The following is a 17,998-nucleotide window of genomic DNA, read 5'->3' as shown; positions in this document are numbered from 1 at the left end:
AACCATAGCGCCTTAGGCCTGCTGCGTTTTTCTACATAGCGACACTATGAAAGCTTCGCGTCTGTTGCCGGACGCGCTATGCCTGTTCATTGACGACCCTGGTTGAAACGCCCCTCCCCTGTTTCCGGACCCTATGACGCTTCCTGCCGTTCCGATTGCTGCTGACGAGTACAGGAAGTTTTCCGACGTGCTGGAAAACCTCGGCCGTGGCGAAAACCCTCGCCTCAGCATCCGTGAAATGACCGAGGCCTTTGGCGAGCGCGGCTTCGGGGCCATGCTTTTATTGCTGACATTGATGGCCCTGTTTCCGTGGCCACCGGGTGGCAAGGCCGTCTTCTCGATCCCGATCATCCTGATTTCGATCGAGATGGCGTTCCAGATGCCCAAGCTGCGGCTGCCGCAGTTCATCATGCGTGCCGAGGTTTCGCGCGACACCTATCGCCGCCTGATCAACAGCCCTGTGGCCCTGCCGAAATGGTTACGCCGCCGCCTGATGTCGTCCAACACCTCGCGCCTTGGCCGCTGGTGGAGACAACGTATCGCCGTCAGTCCCGACAGCGCCACGCCCCTCATCCTGCTACGCAGGGCCGAGCGCCTGACGCGCCCGCGCTGGCCTTTTATGACTGGCGAAGTCGCTGACACCATTATTGGTGTCGCCTGTATTCTGCTGGCCATGATGATGGCGCTGCCCGTGCCGTTCGGCGATGCCTTGCCGGGTCTGGCCATCGGCATGCTGGCACTGGGGATCATCCAGCGCGATGGCGTCTTTATCCTGTTAGGGGCCGCAGGTACCGCCATCAGCGGCATCTATGTGCTGCTGGTCTGGAAAACCGTGGTGGCCATTTCCACCGGCATTTTCGAATGGATCAGCAACCTGTTCTAGGGTGACTGAGGCGGCGACCTATTCTGTCTGCCCGCTCAGTCCCTGCATGATCGAACGGTTGATATCGATCAGCGTCGTGAAATCGTCTTCGCCACGCGCCACGGCCGAGGTGTGACGGCCGACAAACAGGCTGATGGAAATGATCTGTGCGCGCAGGGCTTGCGGCAGGCCGTTACCGGAATCCGAGCACGCCGTCGCCAGCGTGGACCACAGTCGGCGGTTCCAGTCCAAAGCATCCATACGTTCGGCAAACTTGGTCTTGTCCAAGGTCGCCGCATGCATCAGCGCACGGGTGACTTGCCCGAACAGCCGGTATTCAGCCTGACGCGGGGTTTCAGCCCGCGTCGCTGCTGTCTTGTACGCCTGTAGCGACATTGCCGAGTCTCTGCTCTTCGTAATCTACAATCTTGCGGGCGCTCATCAGCGCCTTGTAATGCTGGCGGTTCATAACGTGGCGCGAACAGTTCACGCACTCGTTGAGAATCTCGGGGTTCTGGATGACCCCCATGAATTCCGACAGACGAAGCGCAAACTCGTCATAGAATTTGCTGGCCTCGTTTTCGTCCAGATACATCATCATCACCGGGAAATAGATCCGGCGGGCCGGAGTATTCACATCCTCCGGCTGCATGATGTCCTTTTCACGCAGGACACTGGCCTTGTTTTGCAAAACCAGCACGCCGCGACGATCACCGTTTTGGACAACGGCACCGTTCAGCACAAATTTCTCGCCAGGTTTTAGCGACAGTTTCAGAGGCAAGAGCAAAGTCTCCGTAAGTGCGCCTACCGTGACGGTAGTCGGCTGAGGAAATGTAACCGGACGTGGTTAACCATCTATTCCGATTTGCGCCGAACCGTCACCTTTAACGGCCTCTTTTCATCATCTGCGACAAAGTTTTTACGGAACACCGATGTGCCGGACCCGTTGTTTCATCAGCAACGCTGACAGGAGGCCCAAATGGTTGTTCCTGATTCTGCCTCCTATGCCGGAGGCGATCCGCAGGACGTAGCCGAGACGTTTGACGAAACCCATCTGGATGACGAGGGCGAAGGCGACTTCCTGCTCGACGAGATGGAAGACGTTTTCGACGCGACACGCGATCACAATGGCGGACAACCGTCACGCCTCTCTCCTGCCGACAGCGACCTGCCCGACCCCAATGCCCACCTGGAGGCCGAAGCCGACGCCCTTCTGGGGGAAAGCCCCGCCCCCGAAGACGAAGATTCAGAATCGGCCCCCGTCGCCCCCGACGAGATCGAACTCGTCTATGGCGGCCTGATGCGAAACCATCGCGGAGCCCAGGGCTCTGCCGCACACTGGGAGGCCAAACGCCTGTCCAGCGAGGACATCGCTGATCTTGGCTATGGCACCGATCTCCCGCCCGAAACGCCATAAGGAGGAACGTCCATGACGCAGAAGTCCCACCAAGACATGAAGGCGCAGGAAGACGTCAATGCTCCGATGTCGCGCAAGGTCAAACCGCAAAAGGGCAAGCCCGACCAGCTCAAGGAAAAACTGAAGGAAGCGGAAAACCGTCAGGAAGCCCTGATCGACGAAGCGGTCGAGGAAACCATGGATGCCAGCGACCCGCCTTCACCGAAACACATCACCTGACCTGTTCAGGACAGTATCTTTAAGCTACCTGCTCCTGAAAGAGATTTCAGGAGCAGGTTTCGTATGAGCAGCCGGTTCGAAGGCACGTCCGACTATATCGCCACCGACGATCTGAAGATCGCGGTCAACGCCGCTGTGGCGCTGGAACGTCCGCTGCTCATCAAGGGCGAGCCCGGCACCGGCAAGACCGTTCTGGCCTATGAGCTAGCCAAGGCGATGAATGCGCCGCTGATCACATGGCACATCAAGTCCACCACCAAGGCCCATAACGGCCTTTACGAGTACGACGCCGTTTCGCGCCTGCGCGACAGCCAGTTGGGCGAAGAACGCGTCAAGGATGTCCGCAACTATCTGAAAAAGGGCAAGCTGTGGGAGGCCTTTACCTCCGACGTGCGCCCTGTCCTGCTGATCGACGAAATCGACAAGGCCGATATCGAGTTCCCGAACGACCTGCTTCAGGAACTGGACCGGATGGAGTTCTTTGTTCAGGAAACCGGCGAGACCATCAAGGCGGCTATACGCCCTGTGGTCATCATCACCTCGAACAATGAAAAGGAACTGCCGGACGCCTTCCTGCGCCGCTGTTTCTTCCACTATATCCGCTTCCCCGACACCGAGACGATGAAGGATATTGTCGAGGTCCACTTCCCCGGCATCAAGCCGCGTTTGGTCGCCGAGGCGCTCAAGACCTTCTACGAAGTGCGCGACACGCCGGGCCTGAAGAAAAAGCCCTCGACCAGCGAGCTGCTGGACTGGCTGAAGCTTTTGCTGGTGGATGACATCAGTCTGGAGAGCCTGCGCGAACAATCTCCGCACAAGCTGATCCCGCCACTTCACGGGGCTCTGCTGAAAAACGAACAGGACGTGCATCTGTTCGAGCGTCTGGCCTTCATGGCCCGTCGAGAAGGTATGCGCCCCGGTTAAGCTTGTGGCCGGATAGCCTTGCCTTCAACACTCTAGGTTACTGCGAATTCACTGGTGGCCGGGCCGCAAACGGCACACGATAGGGCCATCAGGAGTTGGATTATGTATAAGTTCTGCCTGCCTATTCTTTCGCTCTTTGCACTCGCGGCCTGCGACTCCGATCAGGGTGTCCGCATTACCCGCAGTGTCGAGATCGATACCGACGCCAGCGCATCTGCGTCCAAGGCACTGAAGGTCGTCAGCGCCCTGCAATGCCCGTCGGACCAAGGCGTGCTGACCCGTGTCGGATCGGCCAGTGTTGACGGGCAGACCTGCACCTATGCCGGTCCGCGCGGTGCCGAAATCCAGCTTCACCTCGTAACCTTGAACGGCGAAACCAGTTCGGAAGCCCTCAAGCGTTTCCAGAACGAGTTGGCCCCCTCGGCCGGTGGTGCCTCTGCCACGGTCAGTTCCCTGACCGAAGAAGACGGCACCGAAACCGCGACCGTCACCGCACCGGGCGTCGATATCGCCACCAAGGGCGATGATGCCTCGGTCAAGCTGCCGGGCCTGAACATTGAATCCAAAGGCGATCGCGCCACGGTCCGCATGCCGGGTATGTCCATCGAGGCCGATGGTGACCGCGCCCAGATCCGCATCGGCGGCATGGTCATCAAGGCCGATGACAAGGGCAGCACCATTACGGCACCGGATGGCTCCTTGAAGATCGACGCCAATGAAACCGGCGCGGTCGTTCAGACCCAGTCGCGTCAGGCCGTTCGCGCCACCATGATCCACGCCATCTCCAAGCCCGGACCCAATGCGTGGCGTGTGGTGGGTTACGAGGCCCGCGGTCCGTCGGGCGGCCCGATCGTCGTGGCCACCTTCCGCACCCGCGACCGTGACGAGCAAGCCATCCTTGAGTCGGTTCGTGAGCTGGTGGTTCTCAACGTCGGGGATTAATCGCGTCTTTTACGTCTCTCGGCCTTGAAAGCGTCGCGCGGGTAGTTCACCTGCCTGACTTATGAGCAAGACGACGACCCTGGCCGCCCACGACGACGAAATGGCCCCCCTTCCCAAAAAGCCACGCACCCCCAAGCCCCCGCGGGCATGGCAGCGCATGCTGTCAGGACGCCGTCTGGACCTTTTGGACCCCTCGCCTTTCGATATCGAGGTCGAGGACATTGCCCACGGTCTAGCCCGCGTTGCGCGCTGGAACGGGCAGACCATCGGCGAGCATGCCTTTTCTGTCGCCCAGCACTCTCTGATCGTCGAGGAACTGTGCCGCGTTATCCGCCCCGGTCTGGAACCGAAATGGCAGATGGCGGCCCTGCTGCACGATGCGTCCGAATATGTGATCGGCGATATGATCTCGCCATTCAAATCGGCGCTGGGATCGTCCTACAAGGATTTCGAGGCCCGTCTGGAAGCCGCCATCCATGTGCGTTTCCAGCTACCGCCCAAGACGCCGCAAACAATCAAGACGCTGATTAAAAAGGCCGACCGTGCCTGCGCCTTCTTCGAGGCCACGCAACTGGCCGGCTTTAACAAGCGCGAGTCGGTCCAGATTTTCGGTGCGCCACCTGCCGGCTATTCCATCACACTGGAACCCATGCCCGCATTCGATGCCCAAAAAGCCTATCTGGACCGTTATCACGAACTGGCCGAAGCTATGGGGCTAAGCACCCGCGCCTGACGGTGTTATGACTGCGGCCATTTATGGCAGGGATATTATGACGGACGGCGAACATCTTGTGCCAGCCTGCCCGAACGAGACGCAGATCGGCGTCCGCATCGGCCTGTCCGTCGTCATTATCGCACTGCGGGGCCATCAGGCGGTGGTCCTCACCACCCATGCCCCCGACGGGGCCGCAGCCCTGCCCTTCGGGCCGTTCGATCCGGTCAAGGACCGCACCTTCGAGCTGGCCCTGCGCGACTTTGTGGCCCAGCAGACCGGCTTCCCGCTGGGCTTTGTCGAGCAGCTTTATACATTTGGCGATATGGGCCGCGCCTCGCCGCGCGCCACCCCCGGTCCTGTAGCGGCCCGCGAGGTTTCTGTCGGCTATCTGGCCCTGACCACCGGTTCACACGCCGATACCCGCCACGATGCCCGCTGGACGCCGCTGTTCGACATCTTCCCGTGGGAAGACTGGCGCAAAGGCCCGCCCGCCTTGCTGGATACCCTGCGTGTACACCTGCTGGACTGGGCCGGTCAGGACGCCAAGCGCCGCTCGCGTGCCGAAACCCTGTTTGCCCTCGCCCCCGAGTGCCGCTGGAACGAAGAAAAGGTCCTTGAGCGCTACGAGCTGCTCTATGAGGCCGGTCTGGTCGCAGAGGCCGCGCGTGACAACGAACGTGATGCGGCCATCCTGCTGAACGATCTGCCCATGACCTCGGACCACCGGCGTATCGCGGCGACCGCACTGGGACGTCTGCGCAGCAAGCTGAAATACCGGCCGGTCCTGTTCGACCTGATGCCGGACGAATTCACCCTGTCCTCGCTACAGGCCGCAGCTGAAGCCATTTCCGGCCTGTCCCTGCACAAACAGAACTTCCGGCGCGGCGTTGAACGCAACGCACTGGTCAGCGCCACAGGCCGTTTTGCAACCGATACCGGCGGCCGTCCGGCCGAGCTGTTCCGCTATGCCGGACCAGATATCAACGGTGGCTCGGCCCCCGGTCTGACCCTGCCGGGACAGCGTTGAACAATATCGGATTTTTTTGAAAGAATCGGCTTGCGGCCCCGGAACGACTTAGCTACATAGCGCTCCTCGCTCGGCCCCACAGGGACCAACGATCTCGCGGAGAGGTGGCAGAGTGGTTGAATGTACCGCACTCGAAATGCGGCGTACGTGGAAGCGTACCGGGGGTTCGAATCCCCCCCTCTCCGCCATATATTCCGAAAAATAAATCATCCCCTACGGGGAAAACAGCCAAGCTAAGCTTTAGAGCTTACAGCTTTGCTGTAATATTTACCTCGAATTTTAACACTGTTGGTGCCTATAGGGCATGATTTTGGCCAGTAAGCTGGCGCTTTACGACCGCAAAACCTCGCAAAAATCATTATAAAATTAAGCTTTTTCAGGCCCATGACCCCTGTTTGGGGGATAGTTTGCCTTTGAGTGCAACATTACAGTGGTATTTAAGGTTATAGTTTCCTTAAGCGGCTTCTCGCGAGGGGGGTTCAGATGTTTCAAGAGTTGCTTCCCGGCATCTCGCCCGAGAGTGAATTCGATGCCTTTAATCTGACCGGCAGCACAGACAATGGCGGCCTGTCTCCACAGCTTTGCAATTTTGCCATGACCAAGTGGCTGGATAATGAAAGCAAGGCGCGCATGCTTGTTTCCTCGGACATGGTGGTCCGCTGGATGAGCAACAAAGCCGAGAAACTGGTCGAGGCAGGCATAATCCGTATCCGCGATGGCCACCTTGTTCCCCGCTCAATGATGGTGAGCAATCTTCTGCACAACTGCACCACCGATACCTATGACTGCGCCATCTCGATGGACTGCCAGCAGCGGGCATGGGTGGTCTGGGCGCGAAGGCTATGCGAGCCGCCGATTTCACTTATCGGCTTGATCTTCAACCCGCCCCGCCTGTCCTCGCGCTTCGAGGCACTGGTCGATACCCACACCCTGACCCCGACCGAGGGGCGCGTTGTGGAAATGCTGCTGAACGGCTTGGAAACCGGCAGGATTGCCCAAAGCCTGAACATCTCCAGCCAGACGCTGAAAACACACATCAAACATATCTACAGCAAGCTGGGCGTCAAAAGTCGCGGCGACCTGTTTGCACAGGCCGCCGGTTTCGCCAGACCCTGACCCACTCGTCTTTCGCCTATAGTGTCGAGATCTCGATGGTCAGTTCGTCATTATAGTTACCGGCCTGTGCGCCTTCGACCTTGCCCAGCGTCAACAGCAGCTCGAAGGCCTGACCGGCATAGGTTCGCGGCGGATCGATATCGCGAACCGCCATCTGTTTTAAGTCCAGAACACTGCCATCAAAACGCACGCTGTAATCAAGGGTGGCGGTTCCCTCCCCCAGAACTTTCAGCTTCCCGTCATTGGCGGACTTAAAGGTCAGGCGGGCCGGATTATTGGCGCGGGTCTGTACGAACAACTGGCGTTCCTTGCCTGTCTCGGCCTTGCCGAAGTCCACCACACTGACCGATGCACCTGAACCAAAATCACCGCGCGAGCCCGACAGATTCATCTGGGCGCGCGGCAGAGACATCAGGTCCAGCACAACAGGGGCCTGTTCATAGGCCACGCCGCTACCCGGTTGGCGCAGTTCCAGCATAAGCCGCTCGCTATACTGACCTGCGGGAACCACAGCATCATCCAGAATAGCCACATCGAACAGGACCTCGGTGGTTTCCCCTGCCCCGACACGGGTTGTGAAGACCGCGGGCACGACCGAACGTGCAACTCCTGTCATCGGGCGAAGTTCAATGTCCAACCCCGTCGTCCCGACATCAAAACGTGTCATGGCCTGCCGCGAGGTATCCACCAGCGCCAAATCCGCCTGACAGGCCTGTGCGCCGGGATTACTGACGCGGAACTGCATGCGGGCCGGTGCCGTTGCGGGCACGAACGGATCATAATCCAGCCGCACCGAGGGCGGCATTCCCTCGATCTTGAGCGAGCAGTCCTCTGCCTTGGCCCCACCGGCCCATAGTACAAGCGAAGACACAAAGGCCATCAGGGCAAGCCGTTCAAAGCCCCCCCGATCCATCGGCACAGTCCTAGCGCGGGGAGATTTGCAATGTACCAACATCGACCATTCCTTCACTGTCTTCAGAGATTACGAAACGGGCCACCTCTTTGCCGCCGATCAGGATGCGATAGCGGCCGGGGGCCAGCCGATCGGCGACAAAGCGCCCTGCACGATTGGTGAAGAAGGGACGCGCCTCGGCCGCATCCGCGCCTTCGCCGACAATCTCGCCGACTGCCAGCACCAGCGGGCCTTCCGGCCCGATCAGCGAACCGACGGCAATGCGCGAGGCATCGCTGCCGATCTGCTGGCGATAGCCGTTACCAAAGGCGGGGAAGACATTGATGGTCCCCGAACCGATGTCATAACCGGTCGGCAGCGGATCAATCAGAATGTCATAGCTGTTGATGCCATAGGCGCGCTGGATCGGGATCAGCGGCGGCCCCAACAGGCCCGACTTCGCCACCTTGCGCGAACCGGACATGATGGTGATGTCGGATTCCGCCAACGACTTGTGAACCGGCGCAATGATGAAGGCATCATCGACAGGCCGCCCGATTGCAAAGGCTCCGTCGGCAAACCCGATAAAGCTGCGAACCGCCAGCACCGACTCCGCGCCCGAGCTTTCACCCCGCAGGCGATCATACGGACGGTTGTGGGTTAGCTGGGCCTCGAAGCGGTTATGGATATAGTCCGCGCGTCCCGAAATATTGCGCGTACGGTCGTCATTGGTGAAGCGCACCTCGCCACTCAGATCATTGAGCGATCCCTTCGAATAGCGGCCAAGCACCACTTCCGAACGGCTGTCACCGCTGTCATAGCGCGCCTGTGCATTCCAGCGCCCGCCCAGAGGCATGGTCAGGCCGATAGAGAAGCGGACCTCGTCCTCGTCCCGTGCATTGGTGAAGCTGACATTCGACACCAGATTGACGCGTCCGAAGCTGCGGCTGACGCCCAGATCGATCTGGTGGCGGCGGAACCCGTCCAACCGCGCCTCGGCCACGCCGACGCCCAGACTGAGGCCCAGTTCCCACGGTGCATTCCACTGTACCAGAGTGCTGAACCGCCATACTTCAGGATTGCTGCGATCCGGCTGGAACACATCGACAAAGTCGCTGCTCGTGCCCATCAGCGTGGCCGTGACCCTGAAGTCGTCCGTGTCGCGGAAGCTGAAGCTTTGTCGATAGCTCAACGAAGCCGCCATACCGTTACGGTCATTCAAGCGATCTCGACTGGCCGCCATTTCCAGCATCATCAGGCCAAAGCGCGACCCCCAGATGGCCGTGCCGCCAATCTGCTGCACATCGCTGGAGGCCTGTGCATTGACGCCCAGGGTCAGGCTGTCGCCAAACCCTTTGCTGACAAAGCCCGTTGCCAGCACCGGCCCGTCATATTCAAACGGCGAAGAGCCTTCATACTGGCCCGCGGCAAAGCCGAAATCGACCACACCATCGCCCAAAAGCTCCGATCCGCTGAAGACATCAAAGACGGCGATCTCCCTGCGCCCCGTCACATCATCGACCACCAACTGGACCTGATTGGCACCGGTCGCGAAAGGAAAGTCCGCTACCGAGTAACGACCCGGCTCCAGCCTCAGCGTCTGTGACATCAGGCCGTTTACGATGACATCAACGGTCGCGGCCCTCTCCAGCGTGAATTCCTGACGGCCTGTAGGACGGATATTCTGGAATGGCCGCACCGCCGAATAGGCCCGCTCGACACCGATCCCGACCACACGGCCCGAACCCTGAAAGCCATCGGCAATGGGGGTGAACTCGCCCGCCATGGCGCGGATGCCCGACTTGAAGAAGTCCTTGACCAGTCGCGTCTCTGTACGCCGCCAGCCACTGCCTTCGCGCGCACCGTCATATTCCGCGCCGGTAATCAGCGTGACGCCGCCAAAGCCGCCCCAATGGACAATTCCGTCAATCGCCCCCCGAAACGGGGCCGTGTCGCCATCATCGTGCAAGTAACGCTCGGCCAGCGAGATATTGGCCCCTGCCGAGAAACGGGCGGGCTGGGGAAAGGACGCCGGATCGGGCGGCGCACGGCTACCGCTCAGGCTCATCTCGGTTGCGTTCAGGCTATTGCCGCCCGCAGTGGCCCGTAGTTCCAGCGCTGTTGTCGAAAAGGCCAGCGCAAAACCCGCAGTGTCCAGATCGGTAAAGGGCACACGCTCGCGCCCTGCGGCTGCCTGTTGCAAGGCGGCAAGCGTCTCGGGCGTGACCACCGGCTGGATCAGATCAAAAAAACGCCGCGCATCCACAAGACCATTGCCCTGCACATCCACATCCGCACTGACCATGCCCACAAAGCGGCCATTCAGCGTCAGCGGCACATCAATCGAGGTATAGACCCGTGGCGTCCCCGGCGCAGTCGTCTGCACCGCGACAGGTGCAACCACATCGGGCGCGCTAGCAACAGGGGTGCCTTCGTCAGCAACAGGCATGACCTTATTGGCCAGCGCGTCATCTGATCGGGCCGGCGTTCCGGTGGTCGGGGCCGCTGCCGCGGTCCTGGGGCGAGAACGCGCAAAGCTGACACCCGCCTCAGCCGGAACGCCCGTGTGAGAGCCGGACAGTGCGGCGTCCAGCTCCGGCCCGCCCGACGACACCGACCCGTCCGAATAACGGTTCGTAATGATAGGTGCGTCGGGATCGTTATTTTCCGCACCGGTCGCTGCCTGGGCAGTTCCGGCCAGAAAAAGCGTCATCATGAGAACAGCATGCGAGCAACCCAGATAGGCGCTACGCCCCCCTGCCGTCATGTGCTGAACGGACATGTTTGTATCCGTTCATTTCAAATGGATGGCGACCGTCACATTACCGGTCATCGCCGCAGCCTGAGCCGCAGGAATTGTCATGCTCCGTTTGCCCCCGGGGAGAATGGCCCCGAATGCGCCGAACGCGACATTCTCTGCATCAACCACAACAGGTGCGCCGCTTTGTGGCACCAGCGTCCATTCCGCTGTCCGCAACAATGCCACGCCATCACCCGTATTGCTGACATCGAATGCCAGATCATTATTGGCCTGACGGACCGTCGGCCCGATGACCAGATTGGCTTTGGCCGAAGGCGGCTGGACCACCATGTGGCTGACAAAATCAAAGCCGATTTTGACCTGTGTCTGGGTGTTGTCACTATTGTTCAGGGTCGTGAAATCGACAGGCAACTGGCTGACCACAACCGCATAGAGCCGCCCTTCGGTGACCGAGGGATCGCCCACATAGCGGATCTGGATCGCTTGCTCTCCGCCCGGCTGGACAATGATCTGGGGTGGAAACAGAATGACATCGGCATCCTCGGGGGTCCGGACCGCCGTCCCTTCATCGGTGATCGTCACGCGATAGGGATTGATTTCCAGCGTAATGGGCATCGCATCCGTATTACGGATCATCAGCCGATAATTCGCGTTCGAGCCTGACGGCGCGACCGTGGCAATCATGGGCTGGACTTCGTGCGCATCCACCACGGACGGCACAACGAGGCAGGCGGCGGTCACCAGACCGGCGCATGCGACAATAGCTGCTCTTTTCATGGAATTGACCCCAGAAAGAAAAGGCGGTCGGGCTGCACAACCCGACCGCCGCTTGGCCTTAGATGGCCGACAGTTCGAAGGAGAAGGACTCGTTGTAGGTACCAGCCGGAGCCGCATTGGCTGGATAGAAGGTTTGACCCAACGGTGCCGGTCCAGGTGCAGCCACGTTCACGTTCAGATAGAACTGTGCGGCACTGCCATTAGCCAGAGATTGGCTATAGCCGACTTTGTTGCGGGTAAACTTGCCCGAACCTTCAGCATCACCGGGATAGGCATCGGTGGTGTTGATGTCGAACGCATTGTCAGCAGCGTCAAAACGCATGGCATAGTTGATCAGGTTGTTGCCATTTTTGAAGTCGCCGTTCAGCGGGTTGACGACCAACTGGGCCGTGCCGCCGGTGTTGCAGGCCAGTTCCAGATTGGCGACCATTTGTTCGGCTTCATGAGCTACCGAAGCGGTGCCGCTGGAGACGTTTGCAAGACGGATACCGCAATACGGTGCGACAGTCGTGTTGACGGACAGATTTTCGGCCTGGGCAGCGCCACCGGCTGTAAGTGCCGCGAGAACCGCAAGACCGGATACAATACCAACTGCTTTCATAACTATTTCCTCCCAGTATCCGAACCTGTATTATATTTTCAAAGCTCGGACTTTTGTTAATAATCGTACCCACTATTGTTTACGACTAAGGAACACGGCAGCAAAAACACACTGACGCCCTCGAAATGACAAAAGTCCTTTTCACTTCAAAAGAAGTCACCCGTTAACGGTATGTTAACGGGTTATTTTGGGGGTCTATCAATGTTAATAGCGACCATCAGGCGCGCTAACACCCTGTTTGGTTAAGAAAATATTGCACTTAAAATACAATGATATGGCGAATGCGAGTACATCTGGAGGCGCTCATGGACGGGCTTTTTACCCCGAAAATGCAGGTCTGCGCTTGACCCGCCCCTCGGCGAGAGGCCACTGAATATTTATCGGTTTCGGGGAGAATCCTGACAGTTCTATGATCAATCTGACATGGCGGTCTGGGCGCGACCTGTGGACGCGCATTGTCGAGCGACCGGGCGCACACCTGCCGGATACCGAAACGCGCAAACTGGTTGATGACCTTCGCGCAATCGCCAGCCTGACCCTGAATGACAGCGAGTTGGAATATGGCGTTCTGGGCGGCGATGCCGAGCGGTTGAAGAACTGCGTCATCACCATTGTCTATCAGGCCGAAACGAAAAACGGCCCGCGTCGCCCCATCGCCTTTAACGTGTTGTCGCTTCTGGATGTCGAGCTATCCAGCCGCCCGACCACGGTGATGCATCTTGGTTTGGTCATGGTGGACCCGACGGTGCGCGGACGCGGCCTGTCGGCGACCCTTTATGGCCTGACCTGCGTTCTGATGTTCCTGACGGGTCAGGGGCGCCCACTATGGATTTCCAATGTCACGCAGGTCCCCGCCGTGGCCGGTATGGTGGCCGAGACCTTCTCGGATGTGTTTCCATCCCCTCGCCCCGATGCCCGCCGCAGCTTTGATCACCTCAGCCTTGCCCGCCAGATCATGGCCCGCCACCGCGCCGCATTTGGCGTGGGGACAGAGGCCGGATTTGACGAAACCCGCTTTGTCATCACCGACGCCTATACGGGCGGATCGGACGCGCTGAAGAAAACCTTCGCGCAGGCGGCTCCGCACAGAAAACAGAAGTACAACGACTTCTGCCAGCAGCAACTGGACTATGAACGCGGCGACGACCTGATCCAGATCGGCCGCATCGACATGGCCGCCGCGGGCCAATACCTGCGCAAGGTCGCCCCGCCCACCACCGCCATCGGCCTGACCGGACTGGTGCTGTTGCTGGGCGCGCGCATGACCTTCCTGCCTCTAATCCACTGGCTGTCGCCGAACCGCGCCTGGGGCGTGCTGCGACCCGCAAAGCAGAAACCATGACCCAAGACTTCTATTCCGAAATGACCACCCGCAATATTGGCTTCATTTCCGAGGCCGAGCAGGCACGCCTCAAAGGCGGCGCGGTCTTTGTGGCCGGTGTCGGCGGTATGGGTGGCGTAGCGGTGCAGATGCTGGTCCGCGCAGGCGTCGGCAAGATCGCCATTGCCGATCTGGATACGTTCGAGGTGTCCAACCTGAACCGCCAGTTGTTCGCCTTTACCGACACCGTGGACCGTCTGAAGGCCGAGGTCACTGCCGAGGGGCTGAAACGCATCAACCCCGATCTGGACCTTTTGGTTCTGGGCGCGGAATGGACCGAACGCCTCGACGAACTGGCGCGCGACTATCCGGTCATCATCAATGGCTGTGACGACATCCCCGCCACGGCGCAACTGTACCGCAAGGCCAAACAGCACGGCGCAACCGTCATCGACGCCTATGCCTCGCCCCTGCCGTCGGTGATTGTGGTGCGCCCGAACGACCCGCGCCCCGAAGACCGCCTCGGCTATCCGATCAAGGGGGTGGACTGGAAGTCGATCACCGATGAACAGGCCGCCGACAGCTTCATGAAAGAGCTGGAATGGGTGATGACCCATTCGTCGTCCCACACCCATATCGACCTGACCGCCGCCGCCGAAATGGCTGCGGGCAAACGCAAACGCATGAGCTTCGCCCCCATGGTCACCACCGCCGGATGCCTGATGGCGGGCGAGGCTCTGGCCATCCTGATGGGACGCAAAACCAAGACCGACTATCGCGGCTGGTTCATCAATACGCGTGATGCCAAGTGCGAACGCCCGCTGCCCGCGCCAATCGGCTGGCTCAAGGGCATAGTGGTGCGCCGTCTGATGCAAAAGCTGCTGGCCGGATAATGGAGCTTTCACTGACCGACACCACACGCATGCTGGTCGATGGCTTTGGTGCCATCGGCGCATTGGCGGTTGCGCTGGTGCTGTGGCGGCGTGCGCGTCGCTCGACCGTGCAGAATGTGCTGTTGCTGGTGTTTGGTCTGTCGGGCCTGTTCTACGCGTTTCGCGCTCTGGTACGGGCCACAGGATTTGAGGTCTTTGGCGCCCTGACACTGGTACTGGCCTGCGCCCTGCCTTTAAGCGCGCTGTTGCTGGCCGAAATCCTACTACGCCGCCATGCACCTTTGTGGATCAAGATCACCATCGGTGGCGGCACGCTGCTGGGCATATTCGCCGCGCTTCTGGCCGGCAGTGGCATCGACAAGGCTTTTAGCCTCGCCATCTATGTGCCCTGTGCGCTGTTGCTGGTGCTGGGCCTGATCGTGTTCCGCCGTCGTGACAGCCTGTCGCCGATGGAGAACACCACCCTTAACTCCTATGGTCGCGCCCTGCTGGCCACCGGTCTGTTGGCCGTCACCGATTTCGGCATTGGCTCACCGTTTGGCCTATCGGCGCTGGGCATGTTGGGACTGGCCTATGCCGCCGCCGCAGGGGCCAACGCACCCAAGGGCTGGCTGGACACCATCAAGGAATTGTCGCTGGCCTTTGCCACGGCCCTGATACTGAGCGGCGCGCTTTTGTGGTTGCACAGACCCGACACATGGCTGGATGCCGCCTCGGTTCTGGTGGTAACTTTAGCGGCCCTGTTGGCCCTATCGGTGCTGTTGCGCCTACGCTCCGGCGGTAATGACCAGCAGCGCCGCCTGTTCGATCAGGCGCTCGCTAATGCCCGCACGGATACCCTGCCCCACTTCATCAATGATGCCAGCCGCGTAACGCCGCTGGAGGGCCTGATCCTCATTCAGGGCGATGACCTGAAGGACTATGATCCCGCCCTTCTGCCGCAAGCCTTTGAAGGCCGCGCCGTCATGCACCTGTCCAGCCTGTGGGGCGCGCATGAGCGGGCCGATGCGCGCGAACAATTGCGCGACCTTCTGCTGCGCCATAACTCGACCCACGCCATTCTGATCGGCGATCAACCCTTACAGATCGGCCTTGTCGCGCTTGGCGGATCGGCCATGCTCGACGAAGACGAGCGTGCCATGGCCCTGTTCCAGAAAATGGCCGCCCTGATCGTCCAAAACACCGGAGCCGCCTGATGGCCCTCGAACTGGTTCAAGGCGATTTCGACGCCTTCTTCGCCACGCCTTTTCACGCCTATGGCAAGGAGACACCCTATGTGTCGCCCATGCGTTCGGACCTGAGAAAGTATCTGGATGCCGCGCAAAACCCGCTGATGAAGGCAGGCAGCCCGCTGGAGTTTTACGTCGTCAAACGCGATGGAAAGCCCGTGGCCCGCGCCACCGCCCATCGCCATCTGCAATCGAACGAACGTTACGGCTGGTCGCGGACCTGTTTCGGCTTTTTCGATGCCGCCGATGATGCCGAGGCCATCGACCTGCTATTTTCGGCCATCGAGGATTTCGCCAAACGCCATGGCGATACCGAGATCATGGGCCCCTTTAACCTGACCGCCATGCAGATGGTCGGCCTTGTCACCGAAGGGTTCGAACACGCCCCCTATACGGACATGGTGTGGTCGCCAGAATGGCTACCCGTACATCTGAAACGGCTGGGTTATGGCCGCGAGTTTCCGATGGCGACGTGGCAGTTCAACCCGCAAACCGTGCCGGACGACCAGCCCCTGACCGACAGGGCCCGCGCCATCCTTGGTTCACCGGACTGGAGCTTTGCCCCCATCACCCGTCGCGACTTCAAGGAGCGCATGGAGGAAGGCCGCCTGTGCCTGAATGGCGGGTTCGACACCAACCCGATGTTCGTGCCGCTGACCGCCGAAGAGTTCCAGTTTCAGGCCGGTGAAATGATGTGGGTGATGGACCCGAACCTGTCGGCCATACTGCATTATAAAGGTGAACCAGCAGGCGTAGTGATCTGTATTCCAGACCTTAACCCGTTCGTGAAACATGCCGGTGCGCGATACGGATTGCGGATGATCTGGTCTTGGCTGCGCGGGCTGTTTGCCCCCAAACGCGCCGTGATTATCCTCTATTCGGTCATGCCAGAACATCAGGGCAAGGGGGTCAATGCCGCCCTGCTTCACCGCGTTCTCGGTGCCCTTAAAAAAGGCGGATACCAGTCCTGTGGCGGCACATGGATCGCCGATGTGAACGGGGCCAGCCTTGCCCAGCTTAAACGCCTGAACGCGCAGGTTCTGCACCGAACCTACCTGTTCCGAAAGGCGCTGGCATGACACCCGACCTGTTCCGCGCTCTGGTGGCCGATGCCTGCCTGTCGCCCAATGTCCACAACATCCAGCCGACCCGCTGGCGTCTGGTGGATGATGCCACCATCGCCCTGATCGCTGCACCCGATCGCCATCTGCCTGTTGGCGATCCGACCGGCCGCGATGCTGCCGCCAGCCACGGCGCGGCCTTTGAAGGCATGATCATCGCCGCCAGCGCACACGGCATTCAACTGACTGCCGCCCCCGCCGAAAACGGCGAGGTCGCCAGACTGGTCGAAAAAGGCATCTGCGCGCCCGATCCCCTCACCCCGTTCCTGACCAAACGGCGCACCTATCGCGGCAAGTTTGACACCCGCCAAAAAGATGCCGCCCGCAACGCCGTGCAAAGCCTGTCACAGCACCCAGGCGTGCGCCTGATTGGCGATGACGCCGCCATCAAGGACATTGCCCGCCTGACCAATCAGGCGACCATGCGTTTCTTCCGCAACCGCCCCTATCGTCGCGAACTGACGTCATGGATGCGGCTGACCAAGGCTGATCCGAACTGGAGCCGTGACGGACTGAACGCGCGGGCGATGGAAATGTCCGCTCCGCTAGCCGTCGCTGCCGGCGTTGTCATGGGCCAGCCCATGTTCGAGATACTGGACAGGCTGCAACTGGCCGCTCCCCTGACCGGAGAAGCCGCCGTCACCAACTCTGCTGCCGTGCTGGTGGCCTTTGTTCAGGACCGCGACACTGCCCCGTTTCAGACAGGCCGCGACTGGCACCGCCTGTGGCTGGAACTGACGGCACTGGGCCTTGTCGCCGCGCCCCTGACCATTCTGGGCGATGATGAAACCGCCGCGTCCGAAATGGCCCGCCGCCTGAACCTGCCCCCAAATCAGCGTGTGGTCACAGTCCTGCGGGCAGGCATGGTGGACGCGGGAAAACTGCCCCCACCCGCCCGCCTGCCCGTCGATGAACTGATCGTGCCTCAGTCGGCGCTACGTTCTTTTCGACCGGCCAGTTCCTTGGCCATACGGTCGACCGAGATTTGCAGTCCATTGGCGAAAGTGTCGTCACCGCCCTTACGACTGGCCTGCATCAGGTTCTGGATTTGCTCGATGCTCTCAACCAAATCTTCATCGTCCAGATCGGCATATTCAATGCGTTCGGGGAACTCGTTAAGTTCGGTCAACTCGTTCATGGCTATGCCTCTGTGACGACGTAAAGACACATCAGCGCATCCT

At 60.1% G+C, this 17,998-nt stretch carries 19 protein-coding genes and 1 tRNA gene; 14 read left to right on the top strand and 6 right to left on the bottom strand.

Annotation, left to right across the window (positions count from 1 at the left end):
• Positions 1–133: 133 nt before the first annotated feature.
• Positions 134–883, top strand: coding sequence for an exopolysaccharide biosynthesis protein (locus FHS64_RS06450; RefSeq protein ID WP_167176973.1), 750 nt, complete (start codon positions 134–136; stop codon positions 881–883).
• Positions 884–901: 18 nt separating this feature from the next.
• On the opposite strand, the gene flaF is transcribed toward FHS64_RS06450, so the two are convergent.
• Positions 902–1,258, bottom strand: a complete 357-nt coding sequence (gene flaF, locus FHS64_RS06445; protein ID WP_167176971.1) for a flagellar biosynthesis regulator FlaF — start codon at positions 1,256–1,258, stop codon at positions 902–904.
• On the bottom strand, positions 1,218–1,643 hold the full coding sequence (flbT, locus tag FHS64_RS06440; protein ID WP_167176969.1) for a flagellar biosynthesis repressor FlbT: 426 nt from the start codon (positions 1,641–1,643) through the stop codon (positions 1,218–1,220). Before flbT ends, flaF begins: the two co-directional genes overlap by 41 nt.
• Positions 1,644–1,841: 198 nt before the next feature.
• Here flbT and FHS64_RS06435 point away from each other — a divergent pair, with 198 nt between their 5' ends.
• The 8 genes from FHS64_RS06435 to FHS64_RS06400 all read left to right on the top strand — a co-directional run bounded on the left by FHS64_RS06435 (position 1,842) and on the right by FHS64_RS06400 (position 7,222).
• The gene (locus FHS64_RS06435) at positions 1,842–2,279 is read left to right on the top strand and encodes a hypothetical protein (RefSeq protein ID WP_167176967.1); all 438 of its coding nucleotides are present in this window, start codon (positions 1,842–1,844) and stop codon (positions 2,277–2,279) included.
• Positions 2,280–2,291: 12 nt separating this feature from the next.
• Positions 2,292–2,498, top strand: a complete 207-nt coding sequence (locus tag FHS64_RS06430; protein ID WP_167176965.1) for a hypothetical protein — start codon at positions 2,292–2,294, stop codon at positions 2,496–2,498.
• A 63-nt stretch (positions 2,499–2,561) separates the two neighbouring features.
• Complete coding sequence (locus FHS64_RS06425; protein WP_167176963.1) at positions 2,562–3,422, top strand: AAA family ATPase; 861 nt, start codon at positions 2,562–2,564, stop codon at positions 3,420–3,422.
• Between the two features lie 102 nt (positions 3,423–3,524).
• Positions 3,525–4,364, top strand: coding sequence for a methyltransferase type 11 (locus FHS64_RS06420; protein WP_167176961.1), 840 nt, complete (start codon positions 3,525–3,527; stop codon positions 4,362–4,364).
• 100 nt (positions 4,365–4,464) lie between these two features.
• On the top strand, positions 4,465–5,097 hold the full coding sequence (locus FHS64_RS06415; protein ID WP_243862883.1) for a YfbR-like 5'-deoxynucleotidase: 633 nt from the start codon (positions 4,465–4,467) through the stop codon (positions 5,095–5,097).
• 37 nt (positions 5,098–5,134) lie between these two features.
• Positions 5,135–6,106: an NUDIX hydrolase gene (locus tag FHS64_RS06410; protein WP_167176959.1), complete on the top strand. Its 972-nt coding sequence runs from the start codon at positions 5,135–5,137 to the stop codon at positions 6,104–6,106.
• A 98-nt stretch (positions 6,107–6,204) separates the two neighbouring features.
• Positions 6,205–6,294: transfer RNA gene (locus FHS64_RS06405), tRNA-Ser, on the top strand.
• A gap of 295 nt (positions 6,295–6,589) precedes the next feature.
• Positions 6,590–7,222 carry a helix-turn-helix transcriptional regulator gene (locus tag FHS64_RS06400; protein ID WP_167176958.1) on the top strand — a complete coding sequence of 211 codons (633 nt, stop codon included), beginning with the start codon at positions 6,590–6,592 and terminating at the stop codon, positions 7,220–7,222.
• Between the two features lie 16 nt (positions 7,223–7,238).
• On the opposite strand, the gene FHS64_RS06395 is transcribed toward FHS64_RS06400, so the two are convergent.
• From FHS64_RS06395 to FHS64_RS06380, 4 genes are read right to left on the bottom strand one after another with little or no spacing between them, the layout of a single operon-like run.
• Entirely contained in the window at positions 7,239–8,135 is an 897-nt protein-coding gene (locus FHS64_RS06395; protein WP_167176956.1) for a hypothetical protein, read from the bottom strand.
• Between the two features lie 10 nt (positions 8,136–8,145).
• Entirely contained in the window at positions 8,146–10,896 is a 2,751-nt protein-coding gene (locus tag FHS64_RS06390; RefSeq protein WP_167176954.1) for a fimbria/pilus outer membrane usher protein, read from the bottom strand.
• Positions 10,897–10,908: 12 nt separating this feature from the next.
• Positions 10,909–11,652, bottom strand: coding sequence for a fimbrial biogenesis chaperone (locus FHS64_RS06385; protein WP_167176952.1), 744 nt, complete (start codon positions 11,650–11,652; stop codon positions 10,909–10,911).
• A gap of 58 nt (positions 11,653–11,710) precedes the next feature.
• Entirely contained in the window at positions 11,711–12,253 is a 543-nt protein-coding gene (locus FHS64_RS06380) for a hypothetical protein (protein ID WP_167176950.1), read from the bottom strand.
• 409 nt (positions 12,254–12,662) lie between these two features.
• Between FHS64_RS06380 and FHS64_RS06375 the strand changes: the two genes are divergently transcribed.
• The 5 genes from FHS64_RS06375 to FHS64_RS06355 are packed head-to-tail and all read left to right on the top strand — an operon-like array spanning position 12,663 to position 17,971.
• On the top strand, positions 12,663–13,595 hold the full coding sequence (locus FHS64_RS06375; protein WP_167176948.1) for a hypothetical protein: 933 nt from the start codon (positions 12,663–12,665) through the stop codon (positions 13,593–13,595).
• Positions 13,592–14,467: a HesA/MoeB/ThiF family protein gene (locus tag FHS64_RS06370; protein WP_167176946.1), complete on the top strand. Its 876-nt coding sequence runs from the start codon at positions 13,592–13,594 to the stop codon at positions 14,465–14,467. The genes FHS64_RS06375 and FHS64_RS06370 overlap by 4 nt, the downstream gene beginning before the upstream one ends.
• A complete protein-coding gene (locus FHS64_RS06365; RefSeq protein WP_167176944.1) occupies positions 14,467–15,663 on the top strand; it encodes a hypothetical protein in 1,197 nt (398 codons plus the stop codon). The genes FHS64_RS06370 and FHS64_RS06365 overlap by 1 nt, the downstream gene beginning before the upstream one ends.
• A complete protein-coding gene (locus FHS64_RS06360; RefSeq protein ID WP_167176942.1) occupies positions 15,663–16,775 on the top strand; it encodes a GNAT family N-acetyltransferase in 1,113 nt (370 codons plus the stop codon). Before FHS64_RS06365 ends, FHS64_RS06360 begins: the two co-directional genes overlap by 1 nt.
• Entirely contained in the window at positions 16,772–17,971 is a 1,200-nt protein-coding gene (locus tag FHS64_RS06355) for a nitroreductase family protein (RefSeq protein WP_167176940.1), read from the top strand. The genes FHS64_RS06360 and FHS64_RS06355 overlap by 4 nt, the downstream gene beginning before the upstream one ends.
• The last annotated feature ends 27 nt before the right edge of the window (positions 17,972–17,998 follow it).

Origin of the sequence: Brevundimonas terrae, from assembly GCF_011761985.1 — a bacterium.
Taxonomy (GTDB): Bacteria; Pseudomonadota; Alphaproteobacteria; order Caulobacterales; family Caulobacteraceae; genus Brevundimonas; species Brevundimonas terrae.
This window is presented reverse-complemented; position numbering and strand designations above follow the sequence as displayed.